This window comes from Tsukamurella sp. II2bb (genome assembly GCF_057815145.1).
Genome location: NZ_JBYPZI010000005.1, coordinates 317,707 through 340,588 on the forward strand (window position 1 = coordinate 317,707; position 22,882 = coordinate 340,588).

Annotated in this window: 28 protein-coding genes and 1 tRNA gene; 11 read left to right on the forward strand and 18 right to left on the reverse strand. The window is 70.5% G+C overall.

What is annotated here, in order from left to right; all coding sequences use genetic code 11:
• Position 1: 1 nt before the first annotated feature.
• From AC21LY_RS14000 to AC21LY_RS14015, 4 genes are all read right to left on the reverse strand, one after another.
• Positions 2 to 160: a hypothetical protein gene (locus AC21LY_RS14000; RefSeq protein WP_489047099.1), complete on the reverse strand. Its 159-nt coding sequence runs from the start codon at positions 158 to 160 to the stop codon at positions 2 to 4.
• A 97-nt stretch (positions 161 to 257) separates the two neighbouring features.
• Entirely contained in the window at positions 258 to 2,804 is a 2,547-nt protein-coding gene (locus tag AC21LY_RS14005) for an ATP-dependent Clp protease ATP-binding subunit (protein ID WP_489047100.1), read from the reverse strand.
• Between the two features lie 64 nt (positions 2,805 to 2,868).
• Entirely contained in the window at positions 2,869 to 3,666 is a 798-nt protein-coding gene (locus AC21LY_RS14010; protein WP_489047101.1) for a family 1 encapsulin nanocompartment shell protein, read from the reverse strand.
• A gap of 3 nt (positions 3,667 to 3,669) precedes the next feature.
• On the reverse strand, positions 3,670 to 4,701 hold the full coding sequence (locus AC21LY_RS14015; protein WP_489047102.1) for a Dyp-type peroxidase: 1,032 nt from the start codon (positions 4,699 to 4,701) through the stop codon (positions 3,670 to 3,672).
• A gap of 146 nt (positions 4,702 to 4,847) precedes the next feature.
• Between AC21LY_RS14015 and AC21LY_RS14020 the strand changes: the two genes are divergently transcribed.
• Both AC21LY_RS14020 and AC21LY_RS14025 read left to right on the forward strand, forming a co-directional pair.
• On the forward strand, positions 4,848 to 5,039 hold the full coding sequence (locus AC21LY_RS14020; protein ID WP_489047103.1) for a hypothetical protein: 192 nt from the start codon (positions 4,848 to 4,850) through the stop codon (positions 5,037 to 5,039).
• A gap of 6 nt (positions 5,040 to 5,045) precedes the next feature.
• Positions 5,046 to 6,092 (forward strand): FUSC family protein, encoded by a 1,047-nt coding sequence (locus tag AC21LY_RS14025; protein ID WP_489047105.1) that lies wholly within the window; start codon positions 5,046 to 5,048, stop codon positions 6,090 to 6,092.
• 37 nt (positions 6,093 to 6,129) lie between these two features.
• Here AC21LY_RS14025 and AC21LY_RS14030 read toward each other — a convergent pair whose 3' ends face one another.
• From AC21LY_RS14030 to glmU, 6 genes are all read right to left on the reverse strand, one after another.
• Entirely contained in the window at positions 6,130 to 7,308 is a 1,179-nt protein-coding gene (locus AC21LY_RS14030; RefSeq protein ID WP_489047106.1) for an NAD-dependent formate dehydrogenase, read from the reverse strand.
• 133 nt (positions 7,309 to 7,441) lie between these two features.
• Entirely contained in the window at positions 7,442 to 8,329 is an 888-nt protein-coding gene (locus AC21LY_RS14035; RefSeq protein WP_489047107.1) for a LysR family transcriptional regulator, read from the reverse strand.
• A gap of 9 nt (positions 8,330 to 8,338) precedes the next feature.
• Entirely contained in the window at positions 8,339 to 8,680 is a 342-nt protein-coding gene (arsC, locus tag AC21LY_RS14040; protein ID WP_489047108.1) for an arsenate reductase (glutaredoxin), read from the reverse strand.
• 10 nt (positions 8,681 to 8,690) lie between these two features.
• Entirely contained in the window at positions 8,691 to 8,993 is a 303-nt protein-coding gene (locus AC21LY_RS14045) for a DUF1905 domain-containing protein (RefSeq protein ID WP_489047109.1), read from the reverse strand.
• Between the two features lie 7 nt (positions 8,994 to 9,000).
• Positions 9,001 to 9,978: a ribose-phosphate diphosphokinase gene (locus AC21LY_RS14050; protein ID WP_489047110.1), complete on the reverse strand. Its 978-nt coding sequence runs from the start codon at positions 9,976 to 9,978 to the stop codon at positions 9,001 to 9,003.
• Complete coding sequence (gene glmU, locus AC21LY_RS14055) at positions 9,975 to 11,426, reverse strand: bifunctional UDP-N-acetylglucosamine diphosphorylase/glucosamine-1-phosphate N-acetyltransferase GlmU (RefSeq protein WP_489047111.1); 1,452 nt, start codon at positions 11,424 to 11,426, stop codon at positions 9,975 to 9,977. The genes AC21LY_RS14050 and glmU overlap by 4 nt, the downstream gene beginning before the upstream one ends.
• Positions 11,427 to 11,555: 129 nt before the next feature.
• Between glmU and AC21LY_RS14060 the strand changes: the two genes are divergently transcribed.
• Positions 11,556 to 11,627, forward strand: a tRNA-Gln gene (locus AC21LY_RS14060).
• Positions 11,628 to 11,673: 46 nt separating this feature from the next.
• Here the strand turns inward: AC21LY_RS14060 and AC21LY_RS14065 are convergent.
• Together AC21LY_RS14065 and AC21LY_RS14070 are read right to left on the reverse strand one after the other, a co-directional pair.
• Positions 11,674 to 12,132, reverse strand: coding sequence for a pyrimidine dimer DNA glycosylase/endonuclease V (locus AC21LY_RS14065; RefSeq protein WP_489047112.1), 459 nt, complete (start codon positions 12,130 to 12,132; stop codon positions 11,674 to 11,676).
• Between the two features lie 68 nt (positions 12,133 to 12,200).
• Positions 12,201 to 12,416, reverse strand: a complete 216-nt coding sequence (locus AC21LY_RS14070; RefSeq protein WP_489047113.1) for a hypothetical protein — start codon at positions 12,414 to 12,416, stop codon at positions 12,201 to 12,203.
• Between the two features lie 200 nt (positions 12,417 to 12,616).
• Between AC21LY_RS14070 and AC21LY_RS14075 the strand changes: the two genes are divergently transcribed.
• From AC21LY_RS14075 to AC21LY_RS14100, 6 genes are all read left to right on the forward strand, one after another.
• Positions 12,617 to 12,784: a hypothetical protein gene (locus AC21LY_RS14075; RefSeq protein ID WP_489047114.1), complete on the forward strand. Its 168-nt coding sequence runs from the start codon at positions 12,617 to 12,619 to the stop codon at positions 12,782 to 12,784.
• A 120-nt stretch (positions 12,785 to 12,904) separates the two neighbouring features.
• Complete coding sequence (locus AC21LY_RS14080; RefSeq protein WP_489047115.1) at positions 12,905 to 13,060, forward strand: DUF6131 family protein; 156 nt, start codon at positions 12,905 to 12,907, stop codon at positions 13,058 to 13,060.
• Between the two features lie 57 nt (positions 13,061 to 13,117).
• Positions 13,118 to 13,327 carry a CsbD family protein gene (locus tag AC21LY_RS14085; RefSeq protein ID WP_489047116.1) on the forward strand — a complete coding sequence of 70 codons (210 nt, stop codon included), beginning with the start codon at positions 13,118 to 13,120 and terminating at the stop codon, positions 13,325 to 13,327.
• Between the two features lie 38 nt (positions 13,328 to 13,365).
• Positions 13,366 to 14,190 (forward strand): DoxX family protein, encoded by an 825-nt coding sequence (locus AC21LY_RS14090; RefSeq protein WP_489047117.1) that lies wholly within the window; start codon positions 13,366 to 13,368, stop codon positions 14,188 to 14,190.
• An 82-nt stretch (positions 14,191 to 14,272) separates the two neighbouring features.
• Complete coding sequence (locus AC21LY_RS14095; protein ID WP_489047118.1) at positions 14,273 to 14,614, forward strand: hypothetical protein; 342 nt, start codon at positions 14,273 to 14,275, stop codon at positions 14,612 to 14,614.
• A gap of 94 nt (positions 14,615 to 14,708) precedes the next feature.
• Complete coding sequence (locus AC21LY_RS14100; RefSeq protein WP_489047119.1) at positions 14,709 to 15,026, forward strand: MerR family transcriptional regulator; 318 nt, start codon at positions 14,709 to 14,711, stop codon at positions 15,024 to 15,026.
• 3 nt (positions 15,027 to 15,029) lie between these two features.
• On the opposite strand, the gene AC21LY_RS14105 is transcribed toward AC21LY_RS14100, so the two are convergent.
• The 4 genes from AC21LY_RS14105 to AC21LY_RS14120 form a co-directional block, all read right to left on the reverse strand.
• Positions 15,030 to 15,758: a lytic transglycosylase domain-containing protein gene (locus tag AC21LY_RS14105; protein ID WP_489047120.1), complete on the reverse strand. Its 729-nt coding sequence runs from the start codon at positions 15,756 to 15,758 to the stop codon at positions 15,030 to 15,032.
• A 46-nt stretch (positions 15,759 to 15,804) separates the two neighbouring features.
• Positions 15,805 to 16,782, reverse strand: coding sequence for a nucleoside triphosphate pyrophosphohydrolase (locus AC21LY_RS14110; protein ID WP_489047121.1), 978 nt, complete (start codon positions 16,780 to 16,782; stop codon positions 15,805 to 15,807).
• Positions 16,779 to 20,360 (reverse strand): transcription-repair coupling factor, encoded by a 3,582-nt coding sequence (gene mfd, locus AC21LY_RS14115; protein WP_489047159.1) that lies wholly within the window; start codon positions 20,358 to 20,360, stop codon positions 16,779 to 16,781. Before mfd ends, AC21LY_RS14110 begins: the two co-directional genes overlap by 4 nt.
• A gap of 124 nt (positions 20,361 to 20,484) precedes the next feature.
• Positions 20,485 to 21,144 (reverse strand): TetR/AcrR family transcriptional regulator, encoded by a 660-nt coding sequence (locus tag AC21LY_RS14120; protein ID WP_489047123.1) that lies wholly within the window; start codon positions 21,142 to 21,144, stop codon positions 20,485 to 20,487.
• Positions 21,145 to 21,212: 68 nt separating this feature from the next.
• Here AC21LY_RS14120 and AC21LY_RS14125 point away from each other — a divergent pair, with 68 nt between their 5' ends.
• Together AC21LY_RS14125 and AC21LY_RS14130 are read left to right on the forward strand one after the other, a co-directional pair.
• Positions 21,213 to 21,599: a DUF1761 domain-containing protein gene (locus AC21LY_RS14125; protein WP_489047124.1), complete on the forward strand. Its 387-nt coding sequence runs from the start codon at positions 21,213 to 21,215 to the stop codon at positions 21,597 to 21,599.
• 15 nt (positions 21,600 to 21,614) lie between these two features.
• Complete coding sequence (locus AC21LY_RS14130) at positions 21,615 to 21,902, forward strand: DUF1905 domain-containing protein (protein ID WP_489047125.1); 288 nt, start codon at positions 21,615 to 21,617, stop codon at positions 21,900 to 21,902.
• Between the two features lie 31 nt (positions 21,903 to 21,933).
• On the opposite strand, the gene AC21LY_RS14135 is transcribed toward AC21LY_RS14130, so the two are convergent.
• Positions 21,934 to 22,551, reverse strand: coding sequence for a TetR/AcrR family transcriptional regulator (locus AC21LY_RS14135; protein ID WP_489047160.1), 618 nt, complete (start codon positions 22,549 to 22,551; stop codon positions 21,934 to 21,936).
• A 41-nt stretch (positions 22,552 to 22,592) separates the two neighbouring features.
• Positions 22,593 to 22,868: a hypothetical protein gene (locus AC21LY_RS14140; RefSeq protein ID WP_489047126.1), complete on the reverse strand. Its 276-nt coding sequence runs from the start codon at positions 22,866 to 22,868 to the stop codon at positions 22,593 to 22,595.
• Between the last annotated feature and the right edge of the window lie 14 nt (positions 22,869 to 22,882).

Here is a 22,882-nt window from a genome sequence, read left to right on the forward strand (position 1 = left end):
CTCAGGCGATGCCCTCCTCCTCGGCGATCTCGGCATCGCCGTCGTCGTCGAGGTCCTGGCCCACGGCCTCGCGCGCCTCCAGCTCGGTCTCCCGCTCCTCGGCCGCGGCCTCGGCGGGGGTCTCGTCCAGGCCGGACAGGTCGTCGTTCGAATCGCTCATTCCAGTCGCTCCTGTTCCTCACGCTCGAGCCGGTCGCGTTCCTCCTGGGCGCGCTTGCGCTCGTGCTCGATCTCTTCTTCCCGGGCGTTCTTGTCGGTCATCCGTTCTCCTTCTCCTGCTCCGCGTTCGTCGCGGAGTCACCGTCGGTCCCGGTGGGCAGGCCGCCCTCCGAGACCGACCCGTCGGCGTGCTTCTCCACCACGGACAGCACCAGACCGTCGTCGTCGGCGTCCACCCGCACGGTGTCGCCCTCGCGGACATCACCCTTGAGCAGCATCGACGACAGGCGGTTGTCGAGTTCCTTCTGCACGGTGCGGCGCAGCGGCCGGGCCCCGAACTGCGGCTGGAAGCCCTCGTCCGCGAGCCAGTCCTCCGCCTTCTGCGTGACGTCCAGTTCCACGTCCTGGGCGCGGAGCAACCGCCGCGTGCCGTCCAGGATCAGCTCGACGATGTTGCGCAGCTGCGCCTTGTCCAGGCGGTGGAAGATCACCGTGTCGTCGATGCGGTTGAGGAACTCCGGCCGGAAGTGCGCCCGCAGCCGGTCCTTGACCTGCGGGATCACCGATTCGAAGTCGTCGTCCGGCGCGTCCAGGATCAGGTCGGCGCCGATGTTGCTGGTCAGGATCACGATCGTGTTCTTGAAGTCGACGGTGCGGCCCTGCGCATCGGTCACGCGGCCGTCGTCGAGCAACTGCAGCAGCACGTTGAAGACGTCCGGGTGGGCCTTCTCGACCTCGTCGAAGAGGATCACCGAGTACGGCTGGCGGCGCACCTTGTCGGTGAGCTGGCCGGCCTCCTCGTAGCCCACGTAGCCGGGAGGTGCGCCGACCAGGCGCGAGACCGTGTGCTTCTCCTGGAACTCGCTCATATCGAACCGGATCAGCCGGTCCTCGTCGCCGAAGACGGTGGCGGCCAGGGCCTTCGCGAGCTCGGTCTTGCCGACGCCGGTCGGGCCGAGGAAGAGGAAGGAGCCGATCGGACGGCTCGGGTCCTTGAGCCCGGCGCGGGCGCGGCGCACGGCCTCGGCGACGGCGAGCACGGCCTCGTCCTGCCCGATCACCCGGTTGTGGAGATCGTCCTCGAGGCGCAGGAGCTTCTCCCGCTCCTCGGAGGTGAGGTCCGCGACGGGGATGCCGGTGCGGCGGGAGACCACCTCGGCGATGTCGACGACGGTGACCTCGGGCTCGGCCTCGCCGCCGCCCGCCGCCGCCAGTCGCTCCTCGGCGTCGGCGATCTTCTCCTTGAGCTCGTCGGCGGCCTTGTAGTCCTCACCCTCGACGGCGCTGTCCTTCTCGCGGCGCAGGGCGGCGAGCTCGTCCTCGATCGAGCGGGTGTCGGCGTCGGGGGTCTTGGTGCGCAGCCGGACTCGCGCGCCGGCCTGGTCGATGAGGTCGATCGCCTTGTCCGGCATGAACCGGTCGGTGATGTAGCGGTCCGACAGCTCGGCGGCGGCCACCAGCGCGGCGTCCTCGTAGCGCACCTGGTGGTGCTCCTCGTAGACGTCGATCAGGCCGCGCAGGATCTCGATCGTGTCGTCCACCGACGGCTCGCTCACCATCACCGGCTGGAACCGGCGCTCGAGCGCGGCGTCCTTCTCGATGTACTTGCGGTACTCGTCGATCGTGGTGGCGCCGATGGCGTGCAGCTCGCCGCGGGCCAGCGCGGGCTTGAGCATGTTGCCGGCGTCCATGGAGCCCTCGCCGCCGCCCCCGGCGCCGATGATCGTGTGCAGCTCGTCGATGAAGACCACCAGCTCGTCGGAGTGCTCGCGCACCTCGTCGAGCACCTTCGTCAGCCGCTCCTCGAACTCGCCGCGGTACTTGCTGCCGGCCACCATCGAGCTCACGTCGAGCGCGATCACCCGGCGGCCGGCGAGCGTCTTGGGCACGTCCTCGTTGACGATCCGCTGCGCGAGGCCCTCGACGATCGCCGTCTTGCCGACGCCGGGATCGCCGATGAGCACCGGATTGTTCTTGCGCCGGCGCGAGAGGATCTCGATGGTCTGCTCGATCTCCTCGGCGCGGCCCACCACCGGGTCCACCTTGCCCGCGCGGGCCTCCGCCGTGAGATCGCGCCCGTACTCGTCGAGCGTCGGCGTCGTGCTCTCCTGGTGCGCGCCCTGTCCGCCTCCGGGCTTGCTGGGCTTGCCGGGCGCGGCCGACGCGGTGATGCCGCCGCCGCCCGCGAGCGCCTGCGCGGCCACGGTATCCGGGTTGTCGGCGATGCCGAGCAGGATGTGCTCGGGGCCGACGTAGGACTGCCCGTTCTGCGCTGCGTGCTGCTGCGCCACCCGCAGCGCGCGCCGCGAGGCGGGGCTCAGCGACGGTGCGCCGTCCATGGCGGCCGGGTTCGCGCTCGCCTGCGCGGCGGCCTGCATCGCCGCGGCCACCTTGTCCGGATCCAGCTTGAGCCGGGCGATCACGTCACGGGTGGGCTCGTTCATCGCCGCCGCGTACAGCAGGTGCTCGGGCGTGATCTCCGGGTTGTCCCAGTCCGACGCGGCGACCTGCGCCTCCGCGAGCAGCGCCTTCGCCTGCTCGTTGAGGAGGCGGTTGAGGTCCACCCGCGCCGTCGCGGGCCGGCCCACCGAGTTGCCGAAGAACCGCTGGAAGATGTCGTCGAAGACGCCGTCGAATTCGCTCATGGGAAGTGCCTTTCTTCGGGTTCTCGGAGGGGGGAGGTCTCGGAGGGCGGTAAGGAAGGCCTGCCTAGGAGGTCAGCGGCACCGACGCCTCCGCGGTGTACGCGAGGAAGGTGAAGGTCTCCTGCAGGTAGAGCTCGACCGTCGTCGCGTCGTGGCTGAGGTAGCCGATCTCGACGTCGGTGCCCAGCCGCAGCTCGTAGTCGCCGCCGCGGGTGGTGAGCACGAAGCCGCCGTCGATCGCGGGCGCCCAGATGATCTCGCCGTCCACGAGCCGCTTCAGCTGCTCGCGGATCGGGTAACCGTGGTCGGTGGTCTCGCTGATGGAGGTGTAGACGTCGGCGGAGAGCAGCACGGAGTACGGCCCGTCGACACCCGCGAGCCGCAGGTCCTCGAGGGCGCTCGCCACGGCATCGGGAACGTCGACGGGATCGGTCGGCAGGGCGATCATCTTGTTCGACGAGGAGGCGCGCAGTCCCTCGATCGACGCGGCGGCGTAGCCCTCGAAGACGGCGCGGTCCTCCGCGTAGGCGAGCTGCTTCGCCGCCTCCTTGACCGGGTCCCAATCCGCGTCCTGCGCACCGCGTTCCACCGAATCGACGGCGTCCCGCGAGACGGTGAAGGGCACCCGGAGGCGCACGAGCGGCCGGCTCTCGCGCAGTCGAGCCTGCACCCCGGCGGCGGGGCCGTCGACGGGGATCAGCCGGCCGGTGCCGACCGCGGCGGCCTCCGGCCCGTCGGGACCGGTGACGTCCACCACGCGGCGCCCGGCGATGTTCCGCTTGAAGGTGCGGGAGGCCTCGGTCTCGATCTCGGCCCAGGCCTCGGGGGTGACGGGCGCGAGGTGACGGTGCAGGTTGTTCATGACTTACCTTTCCTTCAGGCTGCCGATGCCGAGCGAGCCGTCGGCGAGAGCGGGCGGGGTGGTACCGGTCGGTTCCGTCGACGGTGCATCGGCGGCGGTGGGCAGATCGGGTGGGGCGTCGAGCCAGTCGGCCGTCGGCGTGAAGAAGAGACAGCCGGTCAGTGCCGTGGAGAAGTCGAGGATCCGGTCGGTGTTGCCGGGCGGATCGCCGAGGAACATGTTGCGCAGCATCTGCTCGGTGACGCCGGGGTCCCGTGAGTAGCCGATGAAGTACGTGCCGAACTCGCCCTTCCCGAGCTCGCCGAAGGGCATGTTCTGCCGCACGATCTGCAGCTGCTCGCCGCTCTCGTCCTCGATCACGTTCAGCGCGATGTGCGCGTTCGCGGGCTTGACGTCGTCGGCCATCTCGATGTCCTCGAGCTTGGAGCGGCCGATCACGCGCTCCTGCTCGTCCACCGGCAGTGCCCGCCAGGCGGCCATGTCGTGGACGTACTTCTGCACGTGCACGTAGCTGCCGCCGGCGAAGTCGGGGTCCTCGTCGCCGACGGCGGTGGCGTTCACCGCCGCCTCGCCGTTCGGGTTCTCGGTGCCGTCGACGAAGCCGAGGAGGTCACGGTTGTCGAAGAAGCGGAAGCCGTGGACCTCGTCGACCACCGTGACGGCGTCCCCGAGCGCGTCGAGGATCCGCCAGGACAGCTCGAAGCACATGTCCAGGGTGCTCGCCTTGACGTGGAAGAGGACGTCGCCGGGGGTCGACGGGGCGCGGTGCCGCGGGCCGTCGAGCTCGATGAACGGGTGCAGGCCGCGCGGCTTCGGGCCCGAGAACAGCCGGTCCCAGGCGTCGGAACCGAACGACGTCGTCAGCGACAGGTGCTTCTCGGGATACCGGAAACCGACGGAGCGGGTCAGCCCGGAGAGGTTGTCGAGTGCGCCGTGGACGGCGTCCTCCCGGCCCTGCCCGACCGTCACCACGAGGAACATCGCGGCGTGGGTCAATGGCGAGATCACTGCTTGATTCGGGACCACGATCCTCACCCTAACCCAGGTTCGGGCGACGCGACGGGGAAGACGATCTGCACCCCGGGCATGAAAAGCCGCACGTGCGAGGATGGTCCGTGCGCCGCCGGCAACAGCCGATGTGGCGGTGGCGATGGTCGGCGCGGGACCGGAGGGAGTCGGAGATGACGTGGATCGCAGTGGTGGTTCTGGCGGTGGCCGCACTCGCGGGTGTTGTTGCGGCGTGCGTGATCTCGACGCCGCGCCGTCCCGCCTCGGACGCCACCTACGTGGCGAACGCCTTCCGGGCGGCCGGCGCGGTCAGCGGCGGTGCCGTCTGCGCGATCGTGGCCGCGGTCCTCGCCGCGACCGCGTAGCCGGCCGTGCGGCGTTCGGCGGGTACGCGCGTTCCCGAGCGATACCGGCCCGACTTCCGTGACAGTGGTCACGCCCTGCGGGTCGCGATCGCTCTGCTCGTACCCGGGCTGCTGCTGATCGCCTGGGGGCGACCCGAGCTGCTCGTCTTCGCGGAGTTCGGCGCCTTCGCGGGCATGTACGGCCGCGGCGAGCAGGGGCGGCCGCGGATCGTCCACCAGGTGCAGGCCGGCGGTCTGCTCGTCGCAGGTGAGGCACTCGGGATCACGCTCGCGCACCATCACGCGCCACCCTGGGTACTCGTGCTGGTGGGGGTCGTCTTCGCCACTGTCTGCTCCGTCCTGGCCGATGCGGTGCGGTTGCGTCCCGCCGGCCCGTTCTTCTTCCTCTTCGCCATGGGGGCGACGGCGACGCTGCCCGCGGGGCTCGCGCCGCCGTGGCAGGCGTTGGCGATCTGCGCCGCGACGGTGCTCTTCGCGATCGTGGTCGGCGCGATCGGCCGGCCCGATCCCTTCCGGGGCCGCCCCTGGTGGCACGGCATCTCCGTGGTCCTGCGCCGCCCCGCACCGGGCGTCGGGATCCATGCGCTCCGCTACGCCCTGGCCGTCGGCCTGTCGGGCGGGATCGGCGTGCTGATCGGCGTCGATCACGCGAACTGGGCGATGGCGGCGGCCGCCGTCCCGCTCGCGGTGATCGACGCCGGGCGGCCCTCCGATGCCGAGACGGGCCTGGTGATCACTCGCGCGACCCACCGCACCATCGGCACCCTCGTGGGCCTCGCGGTCACCGCGGGACTCCTGGCGCTGGACCCGGGGCCCACCGCGTTGGCGCTGGTCGCGATCGCCCTGCTGTTCCCGACGGAGCTGTACATGGCCCGCCACTACGCCGTGGCGATCGGCTTCTTCACGCCGCTGATCATGCTGATGACCGAGCTCGCGGCCCCCACCGATCCCATGCGGATGCTGCTCTACCGCGGCGTCGACACGGTGATCGGCGTGGTCGTGGGGGTGGCCGTCGCGCTGTCGGTGCGCCGCCCGGCCCGGCGGCACGGCTGAGCCGGGCGTGCGGGGCCGGGCAGCGCACCGTCGTCGATCAGGCGTGCGCGCCCGGACTGGCGGAACCGTCGGCGGTGTAGGAGCTCGCACCCACGCCGGCCAGTGCACCGCCGTCGACGATGAGGTACTCGTCCCGGATCGGGGAACCGGCGAAGAAGTCCTCGAGGATCTCGCGGGTGCCGGCGGCGTACCGCGCCTGCGCGGACAACGTGGTGCCGGAGACGTGCGGGGTCATCGCGTGGTGCGGCATGGTGCGCCACGGGTGGTCGACGGCCGGCGGCTGCGGGAACCAGACGTCGCCGGCGTAGCCGGCCAGCTGCCCGGACTCCAGGGCCGCCACGATGTCGTCGCGGACCACGATCTCGGCGCGGGCCGTGTTGACGATGTAGGAGCCGTGGCGCATCGTCGAGAGCAGTTCCTCGTCGAACATGTGGTACGTCTTCGGGTGCAGCGGGGCGTGGATGTCGACGACGTCCACGGAGCGCACCAGTGACTCCACGGACTCGTGGTACGTCAGGTTCAGCTCCTGCTCGAGCTCCAGCGGCAGGCGGCGGGTGTCGAAGTAGTGCAGCCGCACGTCGAAGGGCGCGAGGCGGCGCAAGACGGCCTGGCCGATCCGGCCCGCGGCGATGACGCCGACGTCCATGCCCTCGAGGTCGTAGGCGCGCTCGACGCAGTCGGCGATGTTCCAGCCGCCCTCGATGACCCACTTGTACGAGGGGACGAAGTTGCGCACCAGCGTCAGGATCTGCATCACCGCGTGCTCGGCGACGCTGATCGAATTGCTGTAGGTGACCTCGGCGACGGTGATGCCCGCCTTGATCGCGGCGTCCAGGTCGACGTGGTCCGACCCGATGCCGGCGGTGAGCGCGAGCTTGAGGTTCGGGGCCTTCGCGATCCGCTCCGCCGAGAGGTACGCGGGCCAGAAGGGCTGCGAGATGACGACCTCGGCCTCGGCGAGGTGCTGCTCGAACTCCGGCCCGTCCTTCTCGGAGGTCACGATGAGCTCGTGGCCGGCGGCCTCGAGGTACTTCCGCAGGCCGAGCTCGCCGGAGACGCAGCCGAGCAGTTCGCCGGGGGTGAAGTCGATGTCCTTGGGGGAGGGGATGGTCTGGCCGCCGGGGTAGACCTCGATCAGCGGGATGGAGTCTCGGGCGTACTCGGGCGGGTAACCGGTGACCGGGTCGGGGTACAGCACACATAGAATCTTTGCCATGATCGCTCCTTGAATAGCGGAGGGGGAGAATTGATTTCGTTCCTCTGACTCCACCTTCCCGCGCCGCCGCGCGCGCGTCCAATACCGGAGTTCGCTCAGCCGATAGGCGGCGCCGATCACCGCAGGCAGGGACTCAGCCGGCGGTCGGCGCGCTCTCCGCCAGGGCCCGCGCGAGCACCGACTCCGGCTCGCCCGCGCTGCGGACGAGGGCCACGGAGGTCGCGAGCCCGTCGGCGCCCTCGAGCTCGACGGTCCGCGTCCCCGACGGTGCGCGGTAGGTCGCGATCCACGCCCGGGGGACGATCGTGGCCCATCGTCCGGCGCCGACCATCGCGAGGAGCGTCGCCACCGAGTCGGCCTCCAGCCGCGGCGTGAGCCGTACCCCGTGAGCCCGCGCCACCCCGTCGACGAGGTCGCGCCCGTGCATGCCCTCGTGCAGCAGGCACACCGGAAGCTGTGCGGCGTCCGCCCACGCGAGGGGGCCGTCACCGTCGGGGAGGAGATCCTCGCGCGCGACGAGCGCGAGCCGGTCCGTGTACAGCGGCGTCACCGACAGCCCGTCGGTGTCGGCCCCGTCCGGGTAGACGATGCCCGCGTCCAGCTCGAAGCGCCGGATCCGGTCCACCACGTCCGCGGACCGCAGGCCCGCCCACAGCCGGATCCGCACCAGCGGGTGAGCGGTGCAGAACGGATCGGTGAGCAGGGCGGCCGATGTCGCGGCCGCCGGGATCACGCCGAGCGTGAGCTCCCCGGTGAGGCCGGTGCGCAGCGCGGTGACCTCGTGCTCCAGGGCGTCTCGGTCGGCGAGGATGCGACGCGCCCACGGCACCAGCCGCTCGCCCTCGGGGGTCAGCCCCTCGAAGGACGAGCCGCGCAGCACCAGGGGCACCTTCAGTTCGCGCTCGAGCTTGCGGATGGCCTCGGACAGGGCGGGCTGGGAGACGTAGCAGGCGCTCGCCGCTCGCGCGAAGTGCTGCTCGCGGGCGAGGGCGACGAAGTATTCGAGCTGCCGGAAGAGCATCGCCTTCCGCTACAGGATCTCGTCGACGGCCTCGGTGGGGCGCGCCATCCGCGTGCCCTTCGCGGTCACGACGAAGGGCCGCTCGATGAGTCTCGGGTGCGCGACCATCGCGTCGAGCAGTTGCTCGTCGGAGGCCTCCGCGAGGCCCAGGTCCTTGTACTCCGCCTCGCGGGTGCGGACGGCCTGCCGGACGGTGAGCCCGGCATCGTCGATCAGCTTCCTCAGCTCCGCCTTCGACGGGACCTCGTCGAGGTACTTCACCACCGTCACCGTCGCACCCGCTTCCTGCAGCCGGGCGAGCGCCTGGCGGGACTTGGTGCAGCGGGGGTTGTGGTAGATCGTCGCGTCCATACGCGTCAATCTAGTCCGTGACGGCGAGGTGCACGTGGACGGTGTCGCCCGCTTCGACGCGCTCGGCGGTGCGGACGGCCTTCTTGACCGGGAGCACGTAGGTGCCGCGCTTGCTGTCCGGGAAGATCGACGTGGCCCACGTGGTCCCGCCGACGGTGACGGAGACGCGAACGCTCCCGAACCCGGGCCTGGAGTCGTCGACGGTGTCGGCGATCTCGTCGGCCAGCGGGTTCGGGAGCGATACGAAATGCCAGGCGCCGGTCGATTCCGCGAGCCAGATCTCGGCCCGGAAATCGCCCCGTACGCCCGTCATCGTGCGGTCAGGCGTTGCCGTTGAACAGGCTGGTCACCGAGCCGTTCTCGAAGACCTCGCGGATGGTGCGGGCCAGCAGCGGCGCGATCGGCAGCACGGTGAGCGTCTCGAAGTGCTTCTCCGGCGGGATCGGCAGCGTGTTGGTGGCGATCACCTCGCGTGCGCCGCAGTTGGCGAGGCGCTCGGTGGCGGGCTCGGAGAAGACGCCGTGCGTGGTCGCGATGATCACGTCCTTCGCGCCGGCCGCCTTGAGCACGCCCACCGCGCCGGCGATGGTGCCGCCGGTGTCGATCATGTCGTCGATCAGCACACAGGTGCGGCCGGCGACGTCACCGACGACGCGGTTGCTCTTGACCTGGTTCGCGACGTTGGGGTCGCGGGTCTTGTGCACGAAGGCGAGCGGTGCACCGTCGAGGGCGTCGGCCCACTTCTCGCCTACCTTGACGCGGCCGGCGTCGGGGGAGACGACCACCATGTTCTCGGTGCCGTACTTCTCGCGGACGTACTCGGCGAGCATCGTCTGCGCGTGCATGTGGTCGACGGGGCCGTCGAAGAAGCCCTGGATCTGGTCGGTGTGCAGATCGACGGTGATGATCCGGTCGGCGCCCGCGGTCTTGAACAGGTCCGCGATCAGGCGGGCCGAGATCGGCTCGCGGCCGCGGTGCTTCTTGTCCTGCCGGGCGTACGGGTAGAAGGGCAGGATCGCGGTGATCCGCTTCGCCGAGCCGCGCTTGAGCGCATCGATCATGATCAGCGTCTCCATGATCCACTGATTGACCGGGTAGGGCGCGCTCTGCAGCACGAAGGCGTCGCTGCCGCGCACCGACTCCTCGAAGCGTACGAAGATCTCGCCGTTGGCGAAATCGCGTGCCGTCTGGGGGGTGACCTGCACGCCGAGCTCGTCGGCGACCTGCTGCGCCAGCTCGGGGTGGGCACGGCCCGAGAACAGCATCAGGTTCTTCTGGTTATCGATCCAGTTGCTCACTGCTCGTCAATCCTCGCGATAGCCTGCTGGGCCGCTTCGGCCGAGCTGGTGCCCGGGCGCCGGTGCAGTACCCATTCCTCGATGTTCCGCTGATCCGCGGCGGAGACCGCCAGGGCTCCCGGCGGCACGTCGCGCTTGATCACGGTACCCGCTCCCGTGTACGCGCCGTCGCCGACCTCCACCGGGGCGATGAGCATCGTGTCGGATCCGATGCGCACGTGGTCGCCGATCAGCGTTCGATGCTTGTTCACCCCGTCGTAATTCACGGTCACCGTCGCGCAGCCGATGTTGGTGCCCTCGCCGATGGTCGCGTCTCCGACGTAGCTCAGGTGCGGGATCTTGCTGTCCGCCCCGATCTGCGCGTTCTTGGTCTCCGCGAACGCCCCGATCTTGGCCTGCGGGCCCAGATCGGTGTTCGGCCGCAGGTAGCTGAACGGGCCGACGGTCGCGTTCTCGCGGATCACGGACAGGTGGACCTCGCTGCGCAGCACGGTCGCGCCCGCGCCGACCTCCGTGTCGACGAGGGTGGTGTCCGGGCCGATCACCGCGTCCTCGGCGATGACAGTGGCGCCGCGCAGATGGGTGCCCGGGTGGATCAGGACGTCGGGGGCGATCTCGACGTCGACGTCGATGTAGGTGGTCGCCGGGTCCACGACGGTGACGCCGTTCAACTGGTGCCGCTCGATGATCCGGCGGTTCATCTCGCGCCCGAGCTGGGAGAGCTGGATCCGGTCGTTGCAGCCGGCCACGAGCATCTCGTCGGCGACGTGGTCGCCGCGGACCTGCAGCCCCTCCGCACGCGCGATGCCGATGACGTCGGTCAGGTACAGCTCGCCCTGGGCGTTGTCGGGGCGCAACTGCGCCAGTGCGGCGACGAGCCGGGCGTGATCGAAGGCGTAGACACCGGAGTTGATCTCGGTGATCGCGCGCTGTTCCGGCGTCGCGTCCTTCTGTTCGACGATCTGCGTGACCTGGCCGTCCTGCGTGCGGAGTACCCGGCCGTACCCCGTCGGATCGGCGACGGTGGTGGTCAGCACCGTGACTGCGGCGCCCGCGCCGGCCGTGTGCGTCGTGAGCAGGGCGGTCAGCGAGGCGGTGTCGAGGAGGGGGACGTCGGCGGCCGTCACGACGACGGTGCCGGCGAAGTCGTCCGGCAGAGCGCGTAGGCCCGCCTGCACGGCGTCGCCGGTCCCGCGTTGTTCCTCCTGCACCGCGATGCGGATCTCGTGCCGCAGGCGGCCCGCCGTGGCGAGAGCGGCCTCCGTGACGTGCTCGCGATGGTGGCCCACGACGACCACGAGGTGCTCGGGGTCGGTGCCCGCGGCCGCGTGCAGCGCATGGGCCAGCAGGGTCCGGCCCGCGATCGAGTGCAGCACCTTGGGAGTCTTCGACCGCATCCGCGTTCCCGCGCCCGCGGCGAGGATCACCACCGCTGTACCGTTCGCCATCGTTGCTCCTGAAGTCCGTGCCGGGTCGTCCGTCCGCGTCGAGCGTCGGCGCAATCCTACGAGAGCGCCTACCGGCGGCGGTTCGTGGCACAATGCTGGGCGACGGTTCCGTGCGTACGCCCGGACCGATCTCCCGTGGTGTAATCGGCAACACTTCTGATTTTGGTTCAGACATTTCAGGTTCGAGTCCTGGCGGGAGAGCACTAGAACGGTGGGGGCTCAATCCCCGAGTTCCAGGGCAGCCCCCTCAGTGGCCGGGGTCGTCGGCAGGGGGACTGGCCCGTTCCCAGGACTCCACGGCGCCGGGCACCGGACGGAACGACGGGTGCGGATCGGGCTGCTCCACGGTGCGCCACCGCTCGGCGACGTCGGGGCTACGGGCTGCGAGTTTGGCCATGAGGTGGGCCCATTCGAGCTCGAGCTGCCCGGTGGTCACCCCGATCGGAGCGACCGAGGCCGCGGGCGCATCGATCCTGCTCCGATCGAAGTTGTAGCCGCGCGCGTCCGCCTCGTCGGCGAGCCGCGATAGATAGGCGCCTACGCCGTCGAGCGGCTCCGGCATCGCTCGGAACCGCTCGAGCTGGGGGTGCTGCGTGTACCCCTTCGTCCGTCCCGCCAGGACCGCCTGCGCGAGCAGCGTCTCGCGCCAGCAGGCGATGAGCGCCTGGCGGTCCAGGTATCGAGGGTGAACCGACCAGATCCGCATGGCTCCAAGCTATACGCGGTAACCGTGGCTCTGCGGCGGGGAGGAGCCGGCCGCCGGTGCGGCCGCGGTCAGTTCGGTGACTCCCAGTCGTACCCCGCGCCCGCGTCCGTCTCGACGCACTCGAGGGTGTCGCCGTTGGATGCGGTGATGACCTGTCCCTCCTGGTCGGAGGTGCAGGAGCTGTACATCGACGGGGTGTCGGCGGCCGCGATGGCCGGGGTGAAGGCGAAGGCGGTGGCCGCGAGGAAGCAGGCCGTGGCGAGGGTCTTTCGGCTGATGTTCATGGTCCGACGGTGCTCCCCGAACCTGGACGTTCCATGCCAGGGGCATGCCGGTCCGCTGCAGAACAGCTTGAGGTTCGCTGTCAGCGGGTCCTCGGCAGGCGGCGGCGACATGAAAACTCTGGCATCGGTTGACAGAAATATCGTCCGTACGTAACGTGAAATCTGCACGACGTAGTATAGATTTTCGGAGAGAGGTCGAGATGTCCGAACGTCACATCGGCTCGACGGCCGGACGGTCGACCGCGGAGTCGGAGCCGCTGTTGCTCCACTCGCGTGGCGGGATCGTTGTCGTGGCATTGCTGCTGATCACGCTGGGACTGATGTTCGGTCCACTGATCCTCCACCTGGTGAACGTGCCACTGAGGTGATCGCCTCCGGGTGAAGGAATTCTCCGCCGGTCGTCGGCTCGCCGTCGTATCGGTGGGTCGGCCGGACGTCCCGCTCGCGCACCGCCGGGTGGGTCGCACAAGTGAATGGAGTTGAGCGCAATGATCGTCCTCGGAATCGTCCTCCTGGTCGTCGGGTGGCTTCTCGGAATCCCGATCGTCACGACCCTCGGTGTCGTCTCTCTGGTCGTCGGTGTCGTGCTGCTGATCCTCGGATCGGTCGGTCGTGCCGTGGGCGGACGACGGCACTACTACTGACAGACGTGTCGACTTGTTCAGCGACACAACTCTTCTCCTACAGAAAGAAGGACAGTCATGAGCTTTTCCGATGATGCGAAGAACAAGGCCGAGGACCTCAAGGGCCGCGCGAAGGAAGCGGCCGGGTCCGCGCTCAACGACGAGGATCTCAAGAACGAGGGTCGCGGCGACCAGGCCGAGGCCTCCGTCAAGGACAAGATCGCCGGCGTCGCGGACAAGGTCAAGGAGGGCGTCGACGAGGTGAAGGACAAGCTCTCGGGCAACTGATCAGCCCCGCTTCGGCCCGACAACGATGGGAGTTGGACATGATTCGACGTATCGCGCGGCCCTTGCTCGGGTCGATCTTCGTCTACAACGGCTACACCGGCCTGACGACTGATCCGGGTCGGAGGGCGGCCGCTGCGGCGCCGCTGGTGAACAAGGCCACGGAGTCGTTGCCGGAATCCACGGTGGTCCCGACGAATGCCAGAACGTGGGTGCGGGCCGTCGCGGGTGTTCAACTCGGCGGAGGGCTGCTGCTGGCAACCGGGCGGATCCCGCGGGTCGCCTCGCTCGCACTCGCGGGAACCCTGGTGCCCACCACCGTGATCGATCACGCCTTCTGGTCCGAATCCGATCCCGCGGCTCGCCGGGATCAACAGGTGCAGTTCGTCAAGAACCTCTCCCTGCTCGGCGGTCTGCTCATCGCGGGCTTCGACACCGAGGGCAGGCCCGGCGTCGCGTGGCGGGCGCGGCACGCGGCGGAGAAGGCGTCGTCCCGCGTGTCGGACGCGACCTCCCTGGTGACGGACAAGGTCGCGGCGATCACCCCGGGCGGCGACCACGACGACAGCGCATGGCGCGAGCGTGCGCACGCCGTGCAGCAGTACGGTGCCGACGTCGTGGAGAAGGCGAAGCCCGCCGTCGCCGGTGCGGTGGACAAGGCGAAGCCGGCGGTCGCGGAGGCCGTCGACAAGGCCAAGCCCGCTGTCGCGCATGCGGTGGAGAGGGCCAGGCCCGCGTTCGAACACGCCGTGGACAAGGCCGAGCCCGCCCTCTCCGACGCTGCGGAGACGGCCTCGGGCCTGCTGAGTTCGGCAGGCGAAAGGCTCAAGGAGTTCAGGGACGAGGGCGTTCGCCGCCGTCGCTGAGCGCAGGCGGGCGGGCATCGCGTAGCGTGGGACGTGTGGTCAATCAAGCGGCCGCCCTCCCGCGGACAGAATCGAGTTGCCCGTGCCCCGCAGACCAGAATTCACCGGGCGGTACGCTGACGCCCTGCACGCCCTAGAGGTCTCCACGCAGCGCCCAGCGCGCGTGGAGAACCTCGGCGGTCAGTACGCCCTTCGCGTCGACTTCGAGTGGGGGCGCTATCTACTGGCGACCAACGCGGACGATTGGGTCGGTCTCGCGGACGACGACGCGGGCGCCCCGTGGCGGGTCCGTTTCTTCGACGGTGCCATCGACGGTGGCGCCGCCAGGGTCCTCGCGGACAAGACCGCGGCCTGGTTGATCGACGCGGTCGACGCCGCAGCCGCGGATCTGCCGCCCGTCTCCGTGGTCCCGCACGCCGGCTGACCGGTCGACGCGGAGGGGCGTGCGTCACCCACGGTGACAAGGATCTACAGTGGGTGACGTAGATTTTCGCTGCACGATCCGGAGGATGAGTGCTATGGCCAGGGCCAGGGTTCGCTCCGATCTCGGCGTGTACAGCATCTCCGTGGCCTCGGAACTCTCCGAGGTCGGATTGCAGACGCTCCGCCTGTACGAGCGGCGGGATCTGATCCGGCCGCAGCGCACCGCCGGCGGCACCCGCCGGTACAGCGAGGACGACATCACCCGTATCCGGCGCATCACCGAACTCGTCGCCGAGGGGGTCAACCTCCACGGCGTGGACCGGATCCTCACCCTCGAGGACGAGTGCGCGGACCTGCGGGCGCAACTCGATGCATGCCGCGCCGACACCGAACTGGAAGCCGATACCGACTAGGTATCAGGGCTGGACGTTCACCGAGTACGCGGCCGCCGCGTCCCGCACGTCGAGGACGTACTTGCGTGACTGGTTGTAGACCATCACGGCCTTCTCCCACCCCCGCGCCGTCGTCAGGTCCTTCCCCGAGACGCACAGGTACCGCGCTGCGGTCATCGCGGCATCGTCGATGTTGTCCGGGTCGGCCTTACCGTCGCCGTTCGCGTCCACCCCGTAGCGCTGCCAGGTCTCGGGGATGAACTGGAACGGCCCCATCGCGGCGTCGAACTTCGCGTTCGGCCGGTGCGGGTCGGTGCCCGTGGCGCGGATCTCCATGTTCCCGTTCGTCCCGTCCAGCGGGACGCCGCGGATGGGCGGTGAGACCTTCCCGTCCGGCGCGATCGTGGCGCCGTGGTAGGTGCCGTGCTTGCTCTCGATGAAGGCGATACCGGCCAGCGTCGTCCACGCGATCCCGCACTCGGGCATGCGCTGCCGCATGGCCTCGGCCGCGTTGCCGTACGCCTCCAGCGAGATCACGGGAATGCCCGTGGCCACGCTGATCGGGGTGGCCCAGCCGCGCAGCAGTTCCGCGGTCCGGCCCGGTCCGTTGACGTTGATCAGCGGCACGGGCGCCCCGGCCCCGGGCGGGATGCCCTGCGGGATCTCGGGACGCGGGGAGAGTGCGCCGCAGCCGGCGATCACCGTCGACACCACGCCGACGGCGAGCGCAGCGCGCACGCGGGAACTGACCATGACCTTGCCGTGAACTCTCTCGCCGGGGAAACAGGGGGACGCGATCTCAACGTCCGGGCTGTGCCTCGGGGTTCCCGGCGTCGCGGGCGCCCCAGGCAGCGGTCCACGATTCTACCCCGTCACCGGCCCTGCGGGCCTCCGCCTCGCGGACCCGGTCCATGAAGGCCAGCACCCTGCGCCGGTAGTCCAGTTCGTACGCCGCGTCCGGTTGTGCGGGGTCGACGGTGACGGTGCGCACGTCCTCCGGCACCAGCTCGGCCGGGAAGCCGACGGTGCGCAGCCGCTCGAGGACCTTCGCGACCAGCGCCAGCGCGGGCTGGCCGAGGGAGATCGAATCCAGGACCGAGGCGCGGTCACCGCGCTCGAGCCGCTTCTGGCGCTCCCAGTTCTCGGCCTGCGTCGCGACGTCGACCTCGGCACCGTCGGACAGGTGTGGCGTGCGCCGCCGCACCTTGGCAGAGAGGGTGCGCGCGACGTCGTCGATGCCGAACGGGTTGGGGCCGTCCTGCGCGATCCGGGCGTGGAAGACCACCTGCAGGAGCAGGTCGCCGAGCTCGCTGCGCAGCTCCGCGGCGGCCGCGGCACCGTCGGCCCCGGTACCGCCGGTCTCCGCACCGTCGAGCGCCGCCACGGCGTCGGCCAGCTCGTAGGTCTCCTCCACCAGGTAGCGCAGCAGGCTGGCGTGGGTCTGCTCGGACTCCCACGGTCCCTCCCGCCGCAGGCGGCCGATCAGGTCGACGGTGTCGAGGACGGCCAGCCCCGCCGGGCGCGGCGCGGCGATCACCTCGGCCCCGGCATCCCGGAGAGCGGCCGCGGCGGGGTGCGCGGCGTCCGATGTCAGCAGGGTCGCCCCCGCGGGCACGTCCGCGCCGAGCGCGGGGTGCCCGTCGGGCAGGTGCCACGCGAGCCGGATCGGCAACTCCTCGGTGTAGTACACCGGTCCGGTCAGGTGCCCGAGCGCCGCCACGGGCAGGAGCGTGGGCAGCTCGGGGTTCAGCAGGACGACGGTGCCGCGCTCGCTCACGATGCCTCCGCGGGGGCCGCGGCGCGGGGCGGCTGGTCCAGCCGCCAGTACCCGGCGCCCTTCCCGTCCATCGCGGCGAGGAAGTCCGCGACGGCCTGCAGCACCTCGATGTCGCGCACCCGCTCGCTGCCCACGCCCCCTCCGCCGACGCGGGGGAGGGGGAAGGTGACGGTGCGCGTGGCGGCGCGGTAGGAACCGCCCGGGTAGAGGCGTTTGAGCCGCATCTGCTGCGAGTCGAGAAGTTCCATCGGCGCGATCCGCAGGTTGGTGCCGGTCACGGTGATCTCGGTGACGCCGGCCGCACGGGCGAGCGAGCGCAGGCGGGCGATCGCGGCGAGGCGGTCCACCTCGACCGGCGGCGGCCCGTAGCGGTCGGTGAGCTCGGTGAGCACCTCCGCGACCGCCGCGTCGTCGTGCGCGGCGGCCAGCTTGCGGTAGGCCTCGAGGCGCAGCCGGTCGCTGGTGACGTAGTCGGGCGGGATGTGCGCGTCCACCGGCAGGTCGATCCGCACCTCCTTCTGCTCCTCCTCGATGGTGATCGGCTTGCCGTCGGCCGCGGCGCGGTAGGCCTCGACGGCCTCGCCCACGAGCCGTACGTACAGGTCGAAACCGACGCCGGCGACGTGCCCGGACTGCTCGGCGCCGAGGACGTTGCCGGCGCCGCGGATCTCGAGGTCCTTCATCGCCACCGCCATGCCGGCGCCCAGGTCGTTGTTCTGCGCGATCGTCGCGAGCCGGTCGTAGGCGGTCTCGGTGAGCGGCTTCTCCGACGGGTAGAGGAAGTAGGCGTAGCCGCGCTCGCGGGAGCGGCCCACGCGCCCGCGCAGCTGGTGCAGCTGGCTCAGGCCCAGGTTCTCCGCGCGCTCCACGATGAGCGTGTTCGCGTTCGAGATGTCCAGGCCGGTCTCGACGATCGTGGTGCACACCAGGACGTCGAACTCGCGGTTCCAGAAGCCCTGCACCGTGCTCTCCAACGCGTCCTCGCCCATCTGGCCGTGCGCGACCACCACGCGGGCCTCGGGCACCATGTCCCGGATGTGCTTGGCGGCCCGGTCGATCGAGCTGACCCGGTTGTGCACGTAGAAGACCTGGCCGTCGCGCAGCAGCTCGCGGCGGATGGCGGCCGCCACCTGCTTGTCGTCGTAGGCGCCCACGTAGGTGAGCACCGGGTGACGCTCCTCGGGCGGGGTGAGGATCGTCGACATCTCGCGGATGCCGGCCATGCTCATCTCCAGCGTGCGGGGGATCGGGGTGGCGCTCATGGTGAGCACGTCCACGTTGGTGCGCAGCGCCTTGATGTGCTCCTTGTGCTCGACGCCGAACCGCTGCTCCTCGTCGACGACGACCAGTCCCAGGTCCTTCCATCGGACGCCGGTCTGCAGCAGCCGGTGCGTGCCGACCACCACGTCGACGCTGCCGTCGGCGAGGCCCTCGAGGACCTGCCGGGTCTCGGTCTTGTCCGTGAAGCGGGAGAGCCCCTTCACGGTGACCGGGAAGCCCTGCATCCGTTCCTCGAAGGTCTTCAGATGCTGTTGCGCGAGCAGGGTGGTGGGCACGAGCACCGCGACCTGCTTGCCGTCCTGCACGGCCTTGAACGCGGCGCGTACGGCGATCTCGGTCTTGCCGTAGCCCACGTCGCCGATCACCACGCGGTCCATCGGGACGGGCTTCTCCATGTCGGCCTTGACGTCGCCGATCACCGTCATCTGGTCGACCGTCTCGGTGAACGGGAAGGCGTCCTCCATCTCGCGCTGCCACGGCGTGTCCGGTGCGAAGGCGTGTCCGGGCGCTGCATTGCGGGCCGCGTACAGCTGCACCAGCTCGCCCGCGATCTCGCGGACCGCCTTGCGCGCCTTGCGCTTGGTGTTCTGCCAGTCGCTGCCGCCCATCTTCGACAGCGCGGGCATCTCGCCGCCCACGTACCGCGAGAGCTGATCCAGCGATTCCATCGGCACGAAGAGCCGGTCGCCCGGCTGGCCGCGCTTGCCCGGCGCGTACTCGATCACCAGGTACTCGCGCCGCGCACCCGCGACCGTGCGCTCGATCATCTCCACGAACTTGCCGATGCCGTGCTCGTCGTGCACCACGAGGTCGCCCGCGGACAGGGCCAGCGGGTCGACCTGGTTGCGGCGCTTGGCCGGCAGTCGACGCCCGTCGCCGACGCCCGCCACCCGGTTGCCGGTGAGGTCCGGCTCGGCGAGCAGCACCAGCTTCTCCGCGGGCACCGTCAGGCCCGTCTGGAGGCTGCCGCGCAGCACGCCGACGGTGCCCGTCTTCGGGGCGGCGCCCGCGTCCAGCTCGGTGGCCGGGACCTCGGCGTCGCGCAGCCGCTCCAGGATGCGGGCCCGGGTGCCCTGGCCGGCGACCACGATCACACCGGCGCCGCCGGATGCGGCGTGGGCGCGCAGCGAGGCGAACAGCTTCTCGGCCTCGGCCTCGGATCCCCGTGGCGCGGGCGCGGGTTCGGCGCGGACGACGAGGTGGTCCTCGTCGGTCTCGGGTCCGGAGGCCAGCGGCGAGACGGTCCACCACGGGACGCCCTGCGCTGCCGCCCGCTCCCGGACCTCCTCGAGGTCGCGGTAGGCGCTGGCGCCCAGGTTCATCCCGCTCGGGTCCAGCGGTGCGGCGGAGCCGAGGGCGGCCGCGGTCCACGAGGCTTCCAGGAACTCCTGGCCGGTGCGGCCGAGATCCGCTGCGCGGGTGCGGATCTTCTCCGGATCGAGGAGGAGGGTGTGGGCACCGTCGGGCAGGACGTCGGTCAGCAGCTGCAGGTCGCCGGGGATGAGCGCGGGGATCAGGGCCTCCATGCCCTCCACCGGGATGCCCTGGGAGAGCTTCTCCAGCATCTCCACCAGCGCGGCGTCGGCGGCGTGCTCCGCCTTGAGCTCGGTCGCCCGGTCGCGCACCTCCGCGGTGAGCAGCAGCTCGCGGCAGGGGTAGACGTGCACGGTGCCGACCTCGACCTCCGGCTGCGAACGCTGGTCGGCGACCGAGAAGGCGCGCAGGTCGGTGATCTCGTCGCCCCAGAACTCCACGCGCACGGGCAGATCGGTGGTGGTGGGGAAGACGTCCAGGATGCCGCCGCGCACCGCGAACTCGCCGCGCTTGCCCACCATGTCGACCCGCGTGTACGCGAGCTCGACGAGGGTTTCGATCAGCTCGTCGAAGTCGTACTCGGCGCCCTCGCGCAGGGTCACCGACGGTGCGTCGCCCAGGCCCGGCGCCATCGGCTGCACCAGGGAGCGCACCGTCGCCACGACGGCCCGCAGCGGCGCGCCGTACTGGGCGTCGTCGGGATGCGCCAGGCGGCGCAGCACCTGCAGCCGCCGGCCGACGGTGTCGGCGCCGGGGGAGAGCCGCTCGTGCGGCAGCGTCTCCCAGCTGGGGAACTGCGCCACGGCACCGTCGCCCAGCATCTCCCGCAGTTCGGACGTCAGGTCGTCGGCCTCGCGGCCGGTCGCGGTGACGACGAGGACGGGGGCCCGCTCGGCGAGGGCCGAGACGAGGAAGGGCCGGGCACCGTCGACCGCGGTCACGGTGAGGCCCGGCCTGCCCGCGGCCTCCGCGAAGGCGGCGATGTCGGGGTCGGCGGCGACCGCCCTGGTCAGTCCGTTCAGGGCTGGGACGTTCGGGGGGACGGCGTCAGACACCGGACCAGTGTATTGGCGCGGTCCGACACGTGCCGACGGACCTGCGTGCTGCTCAGTCGTCGGCGCCGGGCGGGGCGTAGCGGGCCAGGAAGGTGGTCACCGCCTGGTCGGCGACGGCATCCGATTCCTCCCGCGTGCAGCCGGTCCGGCCACCGGTGAGCGTGAGCCGGTTGAGCGGTGCGGCCAGCGTCAGCCAGGTGAACTGCTCTGCGGCGGCGGCCGGATCGTCGACGCGGAGCAGGCCCCGGGTGACCAGGTGTGCGAGCGCGTCGGCGAGGAGGGCCTGGTTGCGGTCCCAGCTGCGCCGCACGTAGTCGTCGGCGACGGCGGGAAAGCGCTGCGCCTCCGCGGCGACGAGCGTGCGCATCCGCAGGACGGGGCGGCTGAGGACGCCCGCCTGCAGCGTGTGCGCGAGCTCGCGCAGCCCGCGTGCGACGTCGTCCGTCGCCATCAGCGCGTCGAGGTGCGGGCGCATCGCGTCGCGGCCGCGGTCCACCCAGTCCCGGACCACCTCCGCGTACAGGTCGTCCTTCGACGGGTACTGCCGGTAGAGGGTCTGCTTCGAGATCCGGGCGCCGGCGGCGACCGCGTCCATCGTGGTGCCGGCGAAACCCCGGTCGAGGAACAGGTCCCGGGCGATGGCCAGGAGGTCGGCGCCGCTGCTGCCGCCGGGCCGACCGCGGAGCCGGGGTGCCTCGGGTGCGGTGTCCATGCCGAAATAGTACTGGACAGTACTCGCTCGCGATCGTAGAGTACTCAGTAGTACTAAAGGAGGGCGTCATGATCGCCGCAGGTATCGCAGTCGCCGCGTTCGCGGCATTCGTGCTGAGCTCCGTCTACTACATGCTCCTCTCCCCGGTGGAGCAGCGGGCGCTCGGCGAACGCGCGCTCGACCGGGGGAGGCCCGGGCCCGGGAAGGTCCTCGCGGAGCTGGTCCGCACCGCCGTGGTCGCCGCGGGATTCGCCTGGGTCGCCGATCGCTCCGGGCTCCTCGCCCTGCCGGACTCCCTGCTCCTCGCCCTCGTGCTCTGGGTCGTATTCCCCGGCGTCCTGCTCACCGGCTCGATCATCTGGGAACGCGTGCCGTGGCAGACCGCTGCGATCCACGCCGGTGACTGGCTCCTCAAGCTCCTGCTCATCGCGGTAGCGGTGGGCCTCCTCCACTAACGGAAGGGAAACCTCATGTCCGGCCACGCAGGTCCGCTCGACAAGACCTTCACCGCCGTCCTCCGGCGGAGTGACGCGAAGGGAGGTTGGACGTACGTCATGCTCGACGGGTCGGCCGAGTTCTTCGGCACCCGTGGCCTCGTCAAGGTCTCCGGGACGATGGACGGGTTTCCGTTCACCAGCTCCTTCATGGCGCTCGGTGACGGTACGCACAAACTTCCGGTCGCCGCGAAGATCCGGCGCGCGATCGATAAGCAGGAGGGTGACGTGATCACTGTGCACCTCCAGCGGCGCCTGGACTGAACCGTGCTCTCCTCCGGCCCGGACGGGAGACTCAGGCGTCGTTGACCTCGCCCAGCTGGCTGGGCTCGATGGCGACGGGGTTCTCCTTGAGGCCGATCAGGCCGTACCAGGAGAGGTTCACGATGTGCGCGGCCACGGCCTCCTTCGGCGGGGTGCGCACCTCCAGCCACCACTGCGCGGTCATCGCGACCATCCCGACCAGCGCCTGCGCGTACAAGGGCGCGAGCTCCGGGTCGAGGTTCTTGGCCTCGAACTCGATCTCGAGGTGGTTCTCGACCTGGGTGACCAGGTCGTTGAGCAGGGTCGAGTAGCCGCCCGAGTGCTCGACGGAGCTGTTGCGGGTGAGGATGCGGAAGCCGTCGGAACGTTCCTCCACGTAGGTGAGCAGCGCGAGCGTGATCTGCTCGATCCGCGTCTTGGACCTGTCCTCGAGCATCGCGCGGGAGAAGACGTCGAGGACCATATCCATCTCGCGGTCCACGACCACCGCGTACAGGCCCTCCTTGCCGCCGAAGTGCTCGTAGACCACCGGCTTGGAGACGCCGGCCTTCGACGCGACCTCCTCGATCGTCGCCGCCTCGTAGCCGCGGTCCGCGAAGACCGAGCGCGCGGTGTCCACCAGTTGGTTGCGGCGCTCGGCTGCCGTCATCCGCTTGCGCGGCGCGACGGTGCCCTTCGTCTTGGCCGAGGTCACGGCTGGTCCGGCTTCGGCTCCTGCGCGGCCGCGATCTGCGCCTTGTACGCGGCCTCGGCCTTGTCGTGCTGCTTCTTGATGAACCGGCTGGCGAAGATCAGCCCGACGAAGAACAGCAGCTCGAAGACGATGGCCGCGATGTACAGCACGCGGGCCGTCGTGGTGGTGGCATCGGTCAGCCGCCAGATCAGCACGCCGAGCACCAGCAGCAGGACTGCGCCCATCGACTTCAACTGCAGGCCGTTGCTGAACGGAAGCGGCTTGTCACTCATGGGTGACGATTCTA

What these genes read in the sequence shown, in the direction of transcription:
- AC21LY_RS14000 (WP_489047099.1), bottom strand. Translation starts at nt 160, where the DNA reads ATGAGCGATTCGAACGACGACCTGTCCGGCCTGGACGAGACCCCCGCC.
- AC21LY_RS14005 (WP_489047100.1), bottom strand. Translation starts at nt 2,804, where the DNA reads ATGAGCGAATTCGACGGCGTCTTCGACGACATCTTCCAGCGGTTCTTC.
- AC21LY_RS14010 (WP_489047101.1), bottom strand. Translation starts at nt 3,666, where the DNA reads ATGAACAACCTGCACCGTCACCTCGCGCCCGTCACCCCCGAGGCCTGG.
- AC21LY_RS14020 (WP_489047103.1), top strand. Translation starts at nt 4,848, where the DNA reads ATGACGTGGATCGCAGTGGTGGTTCTGGCGGTGGCCGCACTCGCGGGT.
- AC21LY_RS14030 (WP_489047106.1), bottom strand. Translation starts at nt 7,308, where the DNA reads ATGGCAAAGATTCTATGTGTGCTGTACCCCGACCCGGTCACCGGTTAC.
- AC21LY_RS14035 (WP_489047107.1), bottom strand. Translation starts at nt 8,329, where the DNA reads ATGCTCTTCCGGCAGCTCGAATACTTCGTCGCCCTCGCCCGCGAGCAG.
- arsC (WP_489047108.1), bottom strand. Translation starts at nt 8,680, where the DNA reads ATGGACGCGACGATCTACCACAACCCCCGCTGCACCAAGTCCCGCCAG.
- AC21LY_RS14045 (WP_489047109.1), bottom strand. Translation starts at nt 8,993, where the DNA reads ATGACGGGCGTACGGGGCGATTTCCGGGCCGAGATCTGGCTCGCGGAA.
- glmU (WP_489047111.1), bottom strand. Translation starts at nt 11,426, where the DNA reads ATGGCGAACGGTACAGCGGTGGTGATCCTCGCCGCGGGCGCGGGAACG.
- AC21LY_RS14065 (WP_489047112.1), bottom strand. Translation starts at nt 12,132, where the DNA reads ATGCGGATCTGGTCGGTTCACCCTCGATACCTGGACCGCCAGGCGCTC.
- AC21LY_RS14070 (WP_489047113.1), bottom strand. Translation starts at nt 12,416, where the DNA reads ATGAACATCAGCCGAAAGACCCTCGCCACGGCCTGCTTCCTCGCGGCC.
- AC21LY_RS14075 (WP_489047114.1), top strand. Translation starts at nt 12,617, where the DNA reads ATGTCCGAACGTCACATCGGCTCGACGGCCGGACGGTCGACCGCGGAG.
- AC21LY_RS14080 (WP_489047115.1), top strand. Translation starts at nt 12,905, where the DNA reads ATGATCGTCCTCGGAATCGTCCTCCTGGTCGTCGGGTGGCTTCTCGGA.
- AC21LY_RS14085 (WP_489047116.1), top strand. Translation starts at nt 13,118, where the DNA reads ATGAGCTTTTCCGATGATGCGAAGAACAAGGCCGAGGACCTCAAGGGC.
- AC21LY_RS14090 (WP_489047117.1), top strand. Translation starts at nt 13,366, where the DNA reads ATGATTCGACGTATCGCGCGGCCCTTGCTCGGGTCGATCTTCGTCTAC.
- AC21LY_RS14100 (WP_489047119.1), top strand. Translation starts at nt 14,709, where the DNA reads ATGGCCAGGGCCAGGGTTCGCTCCGATCTCGGCGTGTACAGCATCTCC.
- AC21LY_RS14105 (WP_489047120.1), bottom strand. Translation starts at nt 15,758, where the DNA reads ATGGTCAGTTCCCGCGTGCGCGCTGCGCTCGCCGTCGGCGTGGTGTCG.
- AC21LY_RS14120 (WP_489047123.1), bottom strand. Translation starts at nt 21,144, where the DNA reads ATGGACACCGCACCCGAGGCACCCCGGCTCCGCGGTCGGCCCGGCGGC.
- AC21LY_RS14125 (WP_489047124.1), top strand. Translation starts at nt 21,213, where the DNA reads ATGATCGCCGCAGGTATCGCAGTCGCCGCGTTCGCGGCATTCGTGCTG.
- AC21LY_RS14130 (WP_489047125.1), top strand. Translation starts at nt 21,615, where the DNA reads ATGTCCGGCCACGCAGGTCCGCTCGACAAGACCTTCACCGCCGTCCTC.
- AC21LY_RS14135 (WP_489047160.1), bottom strand. Translation starts at nt 22,551, where the DNA reads ATGACGGCAGCCGAGCGCCGCAACCAACTGGTGGACACCGCGCGCTCG.
- AC21LY_RS14140 (WP_489047126.1), bottom strand. Translation starts at nt 22,868, where the DNA reads ATGAGTGACAAGCCGCTTCCGTTCAGCAACGGCCTGCAGTTGAAGTCG.